This window comes from Bacteroides sp. AF39-11AC, assembly GCF_003474285.1.
Taxonomy (GTDB): domain Bacteria; phylum Bacteroidota; class Bacteroidia; order Bacteroidales; family Bacteroidaceae; genus Bacteroides.
The window spans coordinates 493290-507326 of sequence record NZ_QROH01000005.1 but is presented as its reverse complement, the minus strand read 5'-3'; the positions used below and the strand labels follow the sequence as shown (position 1 = coordinate 507326).

Here is a 14037-nt window from a genome sequence, read left to right as displayed (position 1 = left end):
CTAATCACTTATCACTAAACGCTAATCACTATTCTTGTTTCTTTCTGCTCTCTTGTTAATCACAATCAGCAATACTAACACCGTTACAAAAATGATTGTTGACAGTGGCCGCAGTTCAGGAGTCAATCCACCCTTACGTGCGTCCGCATAGATGTATGTCGACAATGTTTCCAATCCTTCATTTCCGATAGTGAAGATCGTTACTGCGAAATCATCAATGGAAAGCGTGAAAGCGAGGATGAAACCGCTGATCATTCCCGGCAGAATTTCAGGGAAGATGACTTTGCGAAGCGCCTGGAAAGGAGTAGCTCCGAGGTCGAGGGCTGCTTCGTATACATTCTGATTCATCTTCTTCAGACGGGGCATCACACTAAGTACCACGTATGGGGTACAGAAAGTGATGTGTGCCAATACCACTGTAGTAAATCCCTGCGAAATGCCAAAGCTGACAAACAGCAGGAACAGGGAGACACCGGTAATGATATCCGCATTCATCATCGGAATAGCATTGGTGAAATTCATCACCTGACGCGCCCGGGAGCGTAGGTTAAAGATGCCGATAGCTGCCAGACTTCCCAGCAGGGTAGAGGCTGTGGCGGCAATCGTAGCAATCGCGAATGTGTTCCAGATGGCATTCATCAGTGAGTGGTGCATGCCGCCTGTAAACAATGAACTGTATAGTTTGGTAGAGAATCCTGTCCAGTTACCCAGTACTTTGGCCTCAGTGAAAGAGAAGATCATAATGATCAGGATGGGCGAATAGAGCAGGGCAAGCAGAAACCAAAGATAGCCTTTTGCCAGAATACGTGTCATCATATCACACCTCCGCTTTCATTTTGTGCACTGTCGTCCTCGTTGGTGAAGAGGGCGGTGACGCCAATCAGCAACAGCATGATGAGCGAGAGGGCAGCGCCGTAGTTCCACATTCCGTTATATATATTCTCTTGTACGGTAGTACCGAACAGTTTGATGTTGTTCATCGTCAGCAACTCGGCAATGGCAAAGGTGGAAACCGTGGGCATGAAAACCATCACCACACCACTCATGATGCCGGGCATCGAAAGGGGGAGGATCACTTTACCGAATACCTGTACAGGCGTAGCTCCCAGGTCTTGGGCTGCTTCTATCAGACTGCCATCCATCTTCTGCAACGTATTGTAGATAGGGTATATCATGAACGGCAGGAAGTTGTAGACCATACCGAATACCAAAGCTCCTTCGCCCAGCGGCAAGTTGAGGAAATCAAACAATGCCACCGTGGCAAGTGTACGTATCAGGATGTTCACCCACATGGGCAGGATGAACAGTACAACCATGGTCTGGGAAGTGTTGAAGCGCTTCTGACTGAGAATATAAGCAGCCGGATAACCGAGCAGGAGGCATGCGAGAGTCGTGATGACAGCTATTCCGATGGAGTAGACGAATGTGTTGATAGATTCGGGATGCATCATGAATTTGCGGAAGTTGGCAAACGTGAATGTGCCTTCAGCATCGGTGAAGGCATAAACCACAATGAGCAACAGAGGCATCACAACGAAGATGATGAGAAACAATGCGTAGGGAACTGTCCAGTTCCGGCGACGCATGAAGAAACGGGATATATTACTGAGCACTTCCTTTCTTATTAGCAGATTCAACAATAGGGATAGAACCGGTAGCCTGGGCCGGTGCAACAATTCGTATATTTTCGGGTGCGATGGTGATGCCGACACGGTCGCCGTCGTCCCAGACGTCAGTGGTGTCTACAAAGATATCCTCGTCCCAATCGGTAAACACGGTGAGATGGTAATGGTTTCCTTTATAAAGGATGAATTTCACTTCGCCCGTCAGATGCCCGTCTTCTTCGTTATCTTCGAGGATGACGTTCCGGAAATCTATTTCTACGAGGACAGAGCTGCCCGGTTCGATGTCCTGCACTTCGGCACACTCAAAGGTGTAACCGAGGAATTCAACGTGTGTGGCGTCTATGAGCTTGCCTTCGAAGGTGTTGCAGGTGCGTTCTTTCTTCATTACGTGAATGTCGAAAGGTTTTACGAGCAGACCGACTTCCCGTCCGGCTTCAAAGCTATGATAGTCCTGTACCATGAATTCGTAGCCCTCGTTAGTCTGTACCATCATTTCGTAATGCACGCCTTTGAAGATGCAGGAGGTGACAGTACCCGTCAGTTGGGCAGCGGCAGAAGGCTCGAATATATAGATGTCTTCGGGACGGATGACTACATCGACGGGGGTATTTTCGCCAAAACCTTTGTCGACACATTCAAATTCGTGTCCGGCAAAGGATACGGCTTTGTCTTGAAGCATGAGGCCGTTCAGGATGTTACTTTCTCCGATGAAATCAGCAACGAAAGAGTTGATGGGTTCGTTGTAGATATCTGTCGGCGTGCCTATCTGCTGGATGCGGCCTTCGCTCATCACAACGATGGTGTCGCTCAGGGTGAGGGCTTCTTCCTGGTCGTGGGTGACGTAGACGAAGGTGATTCCGAGCTTCTGGTGCATCTCTTTCAACTCCATCTGCATGTCTTTACGCATTTTGAGGTCGAGGGCGGCAAGTGGCTCGTCCAGTAACAGCACTTCGGGTTCGTTGACGATGGCACGGGCGATGGCAACGCGTTGCTGCTGTCCGCCGGAGAGGGAATCGACGTCACGGTCTTCGTAATCCGTCATACCTACCATGCGGAGGGCTTGTTTCACTTTCTTGCCAATGGTGGCTTCGGGCATCTTTTTGAGCTTCAGTCCGAAAGCGATGTTGTTGTACACGTTGAGGTGGGGGAAAAGGGCATACTTCTGAAAGACGGTGTTCACCGGACGTTGGTGTGGCGGTGTTTGCGTGATGTCTTTTCCGGCGATGGTGATGATACCTTCCGAGGCGGTCTGGAAACCGGCTATCAGGCGCAACAACGTAGTCTTGCCGCAGCCGGAGGGGCCCAATATTGTTACAAATTCGCCCTTACGGACAGAGAGGTTTACATCATTCAGTACGGCTTTGTCTCCGAAGTATTTCGATACGTGCTCTACACCGATGATGCAGTCAGACTTTTGCATAAGCGTTATTAAGTGTTTAACCTAAAACTAATAGAACGAATTCTGCCTTTCTAAAAAAAGCGGGTACAAAGGTAGGGAATAAATTGGGAAAATGAAAGTACTGCCTTCGATTTGCATTATCTTTGAAGAAGATAAGCTGCACTTCGGCATAAAAAATGAACGAGTTCATTTTATACTGTTCTCGGTTTACATTATCTTTGTAGCATTAATGAATACTATTATAGTAGAAGGAGGCAAGGACATGGGTAACAGAATATATCCTATCGGGATACAAAACTTCGAGAAGATTCGTAAAGAAGGATACGTTTATGTGGATAAAACTGCATTGATGTATAAGTTGGTGAAGAGTGGCAGTTACTATTTCCTTTCCCGCCCCCGCCGTTTTGGGAAGAGTTTGCTGATTTCCACGCTCGAAGCCTATTTTGAGGCGAAACGGGACTTGTTTGAAGGCTTGGCGGTGGAAGCTTTGGAAAAAGACTGGGTGAAACGTCCCGTGTTCCATCTGGACTTGAATATCGGGAAATATGATACGCCGGACAGTCTGGACAAAATACTGAATGAAACGCTTGATTACTGGGAGTCACTTTATGGAACGCGTTCTGCCGAAACGACCCTTGCCTTGCGCTTTGCAGGAGTTGTGGGACGGGCCTATGAGCAAAGTGGTGAGCGTGTAGCCATTCTCATCGACGAATATGACAAACCCTTGCTCCAGGCTATCGGCAACGAGGAACTGCAACGCGAATTCCGCAACACTCTGAAACCTTTCTACGGCGTACTGAAAACCATGGACGGCTGCATCAAGTTTGCCTTGCTGACGGGAGTGACCAAGTTTGGCAAAGTCAGTGTGTTCAGTGACCTGAACAATCTGAATGACATCTCCATGGACGAGCCGTTTATTTCTATCTGTGGAATCACTGAAAAGGAGATACATCTTAATTTTGAAGAAGACCTGCACGAATTGGCAGCCGCGCAGAAAATGACGTATCAGGAAGTGTGCAATGAACTGAAAGCGTGCTATGACGGTTATCACTTTACAGAAAACACGGACGGCATCTACAATCCCTTCAGTTTGCTGAATACATTCTTTAAGATGAAATTCGGCAACTATTGGTTTGAAACCGGAACGCCTACTTACCTTGTGGAGTTGCTGAGACGAAATCATTACAATTTGGAGCGCATGGCGCATGAAGAAACGGATGCTGATGTGCTGAACTGTATTTATGGCGACAACGAACCCATACCGGTTATTTTCCAAAGCGGTTATCTCACGATAAAGGGGTATGATAAGGAATTCGGTCTATACCGTCTCGGTTTCCCTAACCGGGAAGTGGAAGAGGGCTTTATCAGATTTCTGATGCCGTTTTATACCCGCTTCAACCAGTTAGAAGCACCGTTTGAGATACAAAGATTTGTTCGTGAGATACGTTCCGGCCAACCTAACGCTTTCTTTAAGAGGCTGCAAAGCTTTTTTGCCGACACACCTTATGAATTGGTGAAAGACTTGGAATTACATTACCAGAATGTGTTGTTTATCGTCTTCAAACTGGTGGGTTTCTACACACAGGCGGAGTATCACACTTCGGAAGGGAGGGTGGATCTGGTAGTGAAGACTGCCGATTACATTTACGTCATGGAATTCAAACTGGAAGGTACTGCAGAAGAAGCCTTGCAGCAAATAGAAGAAAAACAGTATGCTCTTCCTTTCGAGGCAGACCCGAGGAAATTATTCAAAATAGGTGTGAACTTCAGTAATAAAACAAGGAATATAGAGAAGTGGATTATTGAATGACAGATTTGTGTAATTCGCGTTCTTTTATTCCGTTTTGACACTATCTTAGTGTGGATTGGAGTGGAGAGTCCTTTTATATTTCATCTTTGTTGTGTGTTAAGTTAACGTAAGTTCCTAATTTCTAATTCTCAAAATTAGAAAAATGGTATCGGACAAAAACAAAATGGAAGAATTAAAAAATAAAAAAAAGAAAAGTCGGAAAAACCGGCCAGAATACTTGACTTCACCTTTCGGATGTCGTATCTTTGCAGGGTAGTTGATAATAGAGAATTCATACGACTTGTTTTCTAAGATAATAACAGACAAAAAACAAGAAAGGCGATAATTTCAATAGGAAGTTATCGCCTTTTTTGTTGATATTTATCGGATTCGGGCTTAAAAGAGGCTTTTTACGTTTTTAATAAACGTTGAGCACATTCTTTAAAAACGTTCCTGTTATTCTTTAAAAACGAATAACAAGAAGCTTAATAAAGCAGAGAAATGCCTGTGATTTGTCTATATTTGAGACTGTGATAAGAATGCTCAGCATTCTATTGATGGATCTCGCTTGGTAAATTGTTTACACAGTAGACTCTGCTTATAACAGGCTTTATCAGCCCACGTTCCCGGCTGCCTCGTGCACATCTGCCACAGCCCGTCCGCTCGGATCATTTTTCCCTTGCAACGTGGCATCCCAGGCGAGTGCTTCAGCAGTAGAGCAAGCCACGCTCGGCACACTGGGCACGCTTCGGGCAGCCGACTGACTGGGGAAGTGCTCTTCGAAAATGCTACGATAGTAATATTCCTCCTTATTCTGTGGCGGATTGATGGGAAACCGTTCGGCGGCATGTTCCATCTGATGGTCGGTGACGGCGGCCGAAGTAATGGCTTTCAATGTATCAATCCAATTGTAACCGACGCCATCGGAAAATTGCTCTTTTTGCCGCCAGGCAACACTCTGAGGCAGCATATCTTGAAAAGCTTCGCGCACAATGCGTTTCTCCACTTCTTTGCCCGGACACATCTTGACGGCAGGGCTGAGGTTCATTGCCACATCCAGGAACTCTTTATCGAGGAAGGGAACACGACCTTCCACACCCCAGGCAGAAAGGCTCTTATTGGCACGCAGACAGTCGTACAGGTGCAGCTTGGAGAGCTTACGGATCGTTTCTTCGTGGAAAGCCTGCGGTGTGGGGGCTTTGTGGAAGTATAGATAACCACCGAAAACCTCATCGGCACCTTCGCCACTAAGCACCATCTTGATACCCATAGACTTGATGACACGTGCCAACAGGTACATCGGTGTGGAAGCACGAACAGTGGTAACGTCGTATGTTTCGATAAAGTAGATGACATCACGCAAGGCATCGAGCCCTTCCTGAATGGTATAATTGATTTCATGGTGAACGGTGCCGATGTATTCCGCCACTTCACGGGCTTTAATCAAGTCCGGTGCACCGCGCAGGCCGACGGCGAAGGAGTGGAGTTGCGGCCACCAGGCTTCGCTCTGGTTATCAGTTTCAATGCGCTTGCGGGCATACTTCTTGGCAATGGCGGAGATGACGGAAGAGTCGAGACCACCACTGAGCAGGACACCGTAAGGAACATCGGACATTAACTGGCGTTGCACGGCAGCTTCAAGGGCGAGTTTTACGCTGTTGATTTCTGGCTGGGTAGCTCGGCGGGCGGTGGTGTCACTGGCTTTGACGGCGGCATAATCGGTCCAGGGACGCTGATACCAACGGTGCATTTTTCCTTCGCGTCCCCAGAAGTAATGTCCGGGCAGAAAAGGCTCGTAGGTATCACAGAAACCTTCGAGAGCTTTCAGTTCGCTACCAACGTAGATATGTCCCTGGTCGTCACGACCGATATAAAGAGGGATTACCCCGATAGGGTCACGGGCAATCAGATAATCGTCTGCTTCCTCATCGTAAAGGGCAAAGGCGAAGATACCGTTCAATTCTTCGAGGAAATGAATGCCTTTATCCTTATATAATGCGAGGATGACTTCACAGTCCGATCCTGTACGGAAAGCATACTTGCCGGCGTAGCGTGAACGGATTTCCCGATGATTATAGATCTCACCGTTGACGGCAAGGATTTGCTTGCCATCCGGAGAGTACAAAGGTTGTCCGCCACTTTCCGGATCGACGATGGAAAGACGTTCGTGAGCCAGGATGGCACTGCCGCCTACATAAATACCACTCCAGTCCGGTCCGCGATGACGGATTTTCTGCGCCATTCGAAGCGCTTTGTTTCTCAATTCTTGGGATTGAGATTTGATATTGAAGATACCTACGATTCCACACATGATGCTTAGTGATTAGGGGTTAATGATTAGTTCAGTGATTAGGGTTTAGTGATGAGTGATTAGTAATTAGTAAGCATAGCACAGCCTGCTAATCACTAATCACTTACCACTAATCACTCAAATACTTGTCTATTCTCTCTGCCACTCTCCGTCCGTCCGCCAGTGCATGCACCACAAGGCTGGCACCACGTGCCGCATCACCTGCAACGAACACATTTTCCGGAAATTCCGGTTGTTCCGGTTTCAGGAAGCCCATGGCCAGAAGCACCATATCGGTGTCTATCACTTCCTTCTTTCCGGTAGGCTTCATGGTAGGACGTCCTCCATCCTGAGCCGGAGTCCATTCCACTTCTTCCACCTCTACACCGCAGACTTTTCCATTCTTGCCAATAAACTGATTGGATGCCAGCGACCAGCGACGCGTGCAACCTTCTTCGTGACTTGAAGTCGTCTTCAGCACAATGGGCCATTGCGGCCAAGGAGTAGCGTCATTGTGACCTACGGGAGGCTGTGGCATAATCTCAATCTGTGTCACACTCACGGCTCCCTGGCGGATGCTCGTGCCGATGCAGTCCGATCCAGTATCACCGCCACCGATGACGAGAACCCGTTTGCCCTTGGCATTTACCAGTTGGTCTTTCGGGAACGTTGCTCCATCGAGGATCTGATTTTGCTGAGACAGCATTTCGAGGGCAAGATAAATGCCTTTCAGTTCGCGTCCGGGGATATTGAGGTCACGTGCCTGCGGCGTCCCGGTGCAGATGCAGTAGGCATCAAAACCTGCGGGGAGTTTCTGTACATCTACCGTTACGCCCATTTTGAACTTGATACCTTCGGCTTCAAGCACCCGCATCCGGCGGTCGATTACTGCTTTATCGAGTTTAAAATTAGGAATACCATAGCGTAGTAATCCGCCGGGCATGGGTTTGCTGTCAAAAAGAGTCACTTCATAGCCTTTAGCATTCAGCCGGCAGGCAGCGGAGAGTCCCGCAGGACCTGCACCGATGATGGCAACCCGCTTTCCATTACGCTCAGGCCGAATGGGTACGATGTAGCCTTCGCGAAAAGCCGCTTCGGCAATAGCCGCCTCGTTTTCACGAATGGTGACAGGTGCATCACACGAAAGCTTCAGTACACATGACTTTTCGCAAAGTGCCGGACAGATGCGTCCGGTAAATTCGGGAAAGTCGTTTGTGGCGGCGAGCACTTCGTATGCTTCGCGCCATTTACCTTTATAAAGCGCATCCTGAAATTCGGGTTGCTTATTGCCCAACGGGCATGCCCAGTGACAGAAGGGTACACCGCAATCCATGCAACGTGATGCCTGGAGTTTACGTTCGTGACTGTTTAAAGTTTGCTCTACCTGACTGAAGTCGGTGATACGTTCGTGGACAGGACGGTATCCCGCTTCCTGCCGTGGTATGTTTAAAAATGCTTTTGGATCTGCCATAATGAAATTTACAATTTAGCAATTTACAATTTACCAATCTCTTTGTCCGTTTACAATGTTTATTTCCAGATGCTATTATGACAGTTGTTCCGCATGGTAATTGTACATTGTAAATGGTCAATTGTACTTTTAGTAGTCTCTCTGCATCTCCGCAATCTTCTGTTGCAGTTTCCGCATTTGCTCCTCTTGCAGCACCTTCTTGTACTCGATGGGGACTATCTGGATAAACTCATCCACATATCGGTTCCAGTTATCAAGCATCGTGCGTGCCAGGTTGGAGCCTGTATAGAGGTAGTGCTGACGAATGAGTTCGTGCAACTCCTTACGATAGGATGCTTCTTCGATGAGGCTTAGTTCCACCATTTCCATGTTACAGAAATAATCGAAGTTTCCATCCTTATTCCATACATAAGCTACACCGCCCGACATACCGGCTGCGAAGTTGCGCCCTGTTGAACCGAGGACTACCACACGACCGCCCGTCATGTACTCGCAACAATGATCGCCTACACCCTCTACTACGGCAATGGCACCGGAATTGCGGACAGCAAAACGTTCGCCTACGCGCCCATTAATGTAAACTTCACCGCTGGTTGCACCATAGAGCAAGGTGTTTCCTGCAATCGTATTCTTCTCGGCTTGGAAGTTAGAGCGTACCGGAGGCAGCACGGCAATCCGTCCGCCCGAAAGGCCTTTGCCGAGGTAATCGTTCGCTTCACCTTCCAGCTTGAAGTTGACACCCGGTACAAGGAAGGCACCGAAACTTTGTCCTGCAGAACCTTTGAACTTTACGTTCAACGTATGTTCCGGCAGTCCCGCTTCACCGTACTTCGCGGCAATGGTGCCCGAAAGCATGGCTCCGCAAGCACGATCCGTATTGGCAATGGTATATTCCAGTGAGATTTCTTTCTGGCTTTCCAGAGCTTCGGCAGCGGCATGCAGCATTTCAACGTCTTTTACGTGGTCGATGCCGTGTTGCTGGTCGATGGTGTGGCGGATGGCTGCACCATTATCGACGCGTGCCAGTATTTTGTCGAAAGCAATCAGGGATTGTTTGGGTGATTCGTTTTCTGACTTGCGGATAATTAGATCCGTGCGTCCGATGATATCATCCATACGTTCCACACCGATTTCTGCGAGATACTCCCGTACTTCCTGTGCCAGGAAAGTGAAGAAGTTCACCAAGTATTCGCTACGTCCGTGGAAGCGCCGGCGAAGTTCCTCGTTCTGTGTCGCCACACCCACAGGGCAGGTGTTCTGATGGCATTTACGCATCATGACGCAGCCCAGTACAATCAAAGCGCTGGTTGCAAATCCGAACTCTTCGGCACCCAGCATCGCCATCAGCACGATGTCACGACCGGTTTTCAGTTGCCCGTCCACTTGCAGCATCACTTGCCCGCGCAGACCGTTCAGTACAAGGGTCTGTTGTGTTTCACTCAGTCCCAGTTCAGGAGAGATACCGGCATAGCGGATACTGGAAGCAGGAGAGGCGCCCGTGCCACCTTCCGCACCGGAGATGACGATAAGGTCGGCTTTTGCTTTGGCCACTCCGGCGGCAATGGTTCCCACGCCGCTTTCGGCCACCAGTTTCACACTGATCTTGGCGTGAGGATTTACATTCTTCAGGTCGAAGATCAACTGTGCCAGGTCTTCGATGGAGTAAATGTCGTGATGGGGCGGGGGAGAAATCAATGAAATGCCGGGGATGGAGTGACGTGTCTTCGCAATCACCTGGTCTACTTTAAAGCCCGGCAACTGACCACCTTCGCCCGGTTTGGCCCCTTGTGCCACTTTGATTTGTATTTCATCGGCGTTCACCAGATACTCCGTTGTTACACCGAAGCGTCCCGAAGCTACCTGCTTGATGGCGCTACGCAGACTGGTTCCGTCTTCACGGGGCGTAAAGCGTGCGCTGTCTTCGCCTCCCTCACCTGTGTTGCTGCGTCCGTGAATCCGGTTCATGGCAATGGCCATTGCCTCATGCGCTTCTTTGCTGATAGACCCGTAACTCATGGCACCCGTCACAAAGCGGTGCATGATGCTTTCTACCGGTTCAACCTTATCTATAGAAATGGGGGCACGGCGAAAATCCAGGAAGTCGCGCAAGAAGATAGGCGCTTCTTTTCCATCTACCAGACTGGTGAATTCTTTGAACTTCTTATAACTGCCCAGGCGTGTGGCGAGTTGTAAGGTAGAAATGGTTTCAGGGTTCCAGGCATGTTTTTCTCCGTCTTTACGGAAAGCATACAAACCGTTGTTGGGGAGTAATCCGTCTATTTGTGCGGCAAAACCTGCATCGTGGAATGCGATTGCATCGCGTGCCACTTCATCCAGCCGGATGCCGCCTATTGTGGATCTCAACCCGCCGAAATAAGCATTGCTGAGCTCTTCACTCAAACCTACGGCTTCGAATATTTTCGCTCCCCGATACGAGCGGATGGTACTGATACCCATCTTACTCATGATCTTGAACAATCCCTTGCAGATGGATTTGATATATTTCTTTTCGGCTGTGGCATAATCCAATTGGATTTCTTTCTTCGCCACCAGCTTGTCAATCACGGCAAATGCCATGTAAGGATTCAGGGCACTGGCTCCAAATCCCAGTAACAGGGCTGCGTGCATCACCTCGCGTATTTCACCGCTTTCCACTATCAATGCCGTCTGTACGCGTTTTCCTACCGAAATCAGGTGGTGGTGTACTGCGCTTACTGCCAGCAGAGAAGGGATAGCCGCATGAGTGGCATCTACATCACGGTCGCTCAGTACAATGTAGTTCACCCCTTCGCTGACGGACTCTTCCGCTTGCTTGCAAAGTGCTGTGAGTGCTTCCTGCAATCCGGCACGGCCCTTTGCTGCCTCAAACAGCAAGGGTAATTTCACCGTTTTGAAACCTTTGTAGCGGATGTTGCAAAGAATATCCAGTTGTGCATTGCTCAGGATAGGATGGTTGAGGCGCACCATCTTACAATGGCTTTCGCTGGGTGTCAGGATGTTCATACCCACGGCGCCGATATATTCCGTCAGTGACATTACCAGTTCCTCGCGTATCGGGTCGATAGGCGGATTGGTGACTTGTGCAAACTGTTGGCGGAAGTAGTTGTACAGTAGTTGCGGCTTATCGGAGAGCACGGCAAGCGGCGTATCATTTCCCATTGAGTTGATAGGCTCGGCACCCGTGGTACACATCGGGACGATGAGCCGCTCTACATCTTCCTTGGAATAGCCGAAGGTGCGCAGCATCCTCTCATAATCGGGCACAGTGTGCGCTACCTTACGGCCGCTTTTCAGCTCATCCAGTTCGATGCGGTTCGTTGCCAGCCAACTGCGGTAAGGCTTGGCTTCGGCCAACTGTTTTTTCAATTCTCCGTCGTAGTAGATTTCGCCTTTCTCGGTATCTACCAGCAGTATTTTACCCGGTTGCAGGCGTCCCTTTTCTTTGATGTCTCCCGGTTCGAAATCCATCACGCCCACTTCGCTGGCAACTACCATCATGTCGTTGTGCGTAATCAGATAGCGTGCAGGACGCAATCCGTTACGGTCGAGCATACCGCCAGCAAAACGTCCGTCGCTGAACAGCAAGGCGGCGGGGCCATCCCACGGTTCCATCAGGATGGAGTGGTATTCATAGAATGCTTTCAGGTCTTCGCTGATGGGGTTCTTTTCATTGAAAGATTCAGGCACCAGCATGGCCATGGCGTGCGGCAGGCTGAGGCCTGACATAACGAGGAATTCCAAAACATTGTCCAGTGAGGCACTGTCGCTCATCCCCGGCTGAATGATGGGGCGTATCTCCTTGATGTCGCCCAGGACGGGAGAGGAGAGCACGCTTTCGCGGGCTTCCATCCAACCCCGGTTGCCGCGGATGGTGTTGATTTCGCCATTGTGGGCCAGGAGGCGGAACGGCTGTGCCAATCCCCAGGTAGGGAAGGTGTTGGTGCTGAAGCGGGAGTGCACCAGTGCTATGCCGCTGGTGAAGTAGGGGTTTGTCAGATCGGGGAAGTAGCCTCGCAGTTGCAGTGAAGAGAGCATACCTTTGTAGATGATGTTCTTCGTGGATAGGGAGACAACGTAGAAATCTTCGTGCGTGGCAATATCGGATTTGCGTACTTTGTTTTCTATTCGCTTTCTTATTATATAGAGTTTACGGTCGGCTGTCTCGCTTTCCGTAAATCCGGTGATGAAAATCTGTTTGATATCCGGTTCGTTGGCAAGTGCCGATTCTCCTAAGATTTCAGGACAAGTGGGCACATTGCGCAGGTGCATCAATGTCAATCCTTCTTTTTCAATCTCTTCGATGATAATACTTAAGATAGCACCCTGGTCTTTCTCATCTTTCGGCAGAAAGAGAAGACCTGTACCGTATTTCCCTTTCTCGGGAACAGGAATTCCCTGCAAAAGAATAAACTCATGCGGGATTTGCAGCAGAATGCCGGCACCGTCTCCGGTTTTGTTATCCGCACCTTCGGCGCCCCGGTGACGCATGTTCTCCAACACCTTCAATGCAGACTCCACCAGTTCGTGTGACTTGCCTCCGTGGATGTTCACTAACATACCGACACCACAAGCGTCATGCTCGTTCTCTGCATCATACAAGCCCAACTGCCTGGGCTGTCGTTGATATACAGGATGTTGGCTTTCTTCCCTTCCCTGTTGTCCGGCTTTTCTCTTTGTTTCGTTGTTAAAAAGTTCTTCTTTCATCTTTTTAAGTTTACTTTATTCTGCGGTAATACCTATTATTGCTATCAAAATGTTTGGCAAAAGTATTAATTTAATTTCGTATTGGTATGATAATGCGGGTTTTTGTGACTTGCAAAATGTCTGTTTATTGGATCTATGTTTTAAATTGAAATAAAATATGTGCTTTTACGTTTTGAATTGAAGTAAAATGCGTGATTTATATTCTGTATTGTAAGTATGCCTTTCCCTCGTTCGAGAAATTGCCATATTGCCATAATGCCAAATAGCCAAAAGGGAAGTGCATGACATTTTTTTCGTTTCATCCTTATCCGGATATAACCAAGTCCGTACCAACTCCGTGTCAAGTCCATACCAACTCCGTACCAAGTCCATTCCTATAGACACGGAGATGGTACGGACTTGATACAGTGTTGATATGGGATTGACGTGGATTTAGTCTCTTTACCCGTTGGCAGAATTGATTTCTTTCTTTCGGGTATGAATAATGAGTATTTCTACATTAAGTAAATCGAGTATCTCAATTCCCCTCCTCCGTCGGAGGAGGGGTGCCCAGAGGGCGGGGTGGTAGGTAAAGCAAGAAATACCGATGAATCATATAAATAAGGAATTCTTTTCTCACCTACCACCTCCCCCTTCGGGTACTCCACCCCCTCCGGCTCCCCCGTTATCGGGGGAGAGCAATTCCGACGGAGGAGGAGAATTGAGATAGTACTGTTTCATTACTTTTATTCATTACTTTTTCATTATGAATTAATTCCA

7 protein-coding genes are annotated in these 14037 nt (G+C 48.5%); 1 reads left to right on the top strand and 6 read right to left on the bottom strand.

Features of this window, described 5'->3' with window-relative positions:
- Positions 1 to 21: 21 nt before the first annotated feature.
- Genes DW036_RS13290 through potA form a run of 3 tightly spaced genes read right to left on the bottom strand, consistent with a single transcriptional unit; the run spans position 22 to position 3045 of the window.
- Complete coding sequence (locus DW036_RS13290) at positions 22 to 816, bottom strand: ABC transporter permease (RefSeq protein ID WP_022210239.1); 795 nt, start codon at positions 814 to 816, stop codon at positions 22 to 24.
- Positions 813 to 1586 carry an ABC transporter permease gene (locus DW036_RS13285; RefSeq protein WP_118464790.1) on the bottom strand — a complete coding sequence of 258 codons (774 nt, stop codon included), beginning with the start codon at positions 1584 to 1586 and terminating at the stop codon, positions 813 to 815. The genes DW036_RS13290 and DW036_RS13285 overlap by 4 nt, the downstream gene beginning before the upstream one ends.
- Before the next feature lie 16 nt (positions 1587 to 1602).
- Positions 1603 to 3045, bottom strand: a complete 1443-nt coding sequence (gene potA, locus DW036_RS13280; RefSeq protein ID WP_118464789.1) for a polyamine ABC transporter ATP-binding protein — start codon at positions 3043 to 3045, stop codon at positions 1603 to 1605.
- Positions 3046 to 3286: 241 nt separating this feature from the next.
- Here potA and DW036_RS13275 point away from each other — a divergent pair, with 241 nt between their 5' ends.
- Positions 3287 to 4834: an ATP-binding protein gene (locus DW036_RS13275; RefSeq protein WP_118464901.1), complete on the top strand. Its 1548-nt coding sequence runs from the start codon at positions 3287 to 3289 to the stop codon at positions 4832 to 4834.
- Between the two features lie 592 nt (positions 4835 to 5426).
- Here the strand turns inward: DW036_RS13275 and asnB are convergent.
- From asnB to gltB, 3 genes are all read right to left on the bottom strand, one after another.
- Positions 5427 to 7124, bottom strand: a complete 1698-nt coding sequence (gene asnB, locus DW036_RS13270; RefSeq protein ID WP_118464788.1) for an asparagine synthase B — start codon at positions 7122 to 7124, stop codon at positions 5427 to 5429.
- A gap of 109 nt (positions 7125 to 7233) precedes the next feature.
- Positions 7234 to 8574 carry a glutamate synthase subunit beta gene (locus DW036_RS13265; RefSeq protein WP_118464787.1) on the bottom strand — a complete coding sequence of 447 codons (1341 nt, stop codon included), beginning with the start codon at positions 8572 to 8574 and terminating at the stop codon, positions 7234 to 7236.
- 129 nt (positions 8575 to 8703) lie between these two features.
- Positions 8704 to 13278, bottom strand: a complete 4575-nt coding sequence (gene gltB, locus DW036_RS13260) for a glutamate synthase large subunit (protein WP_118464786.1) — start codon at positions 13276 to 13278, stop codon at positions 8704 to 8706.
- Positions 13279 to 14037 lie beyond the last annotated feature (759 nt).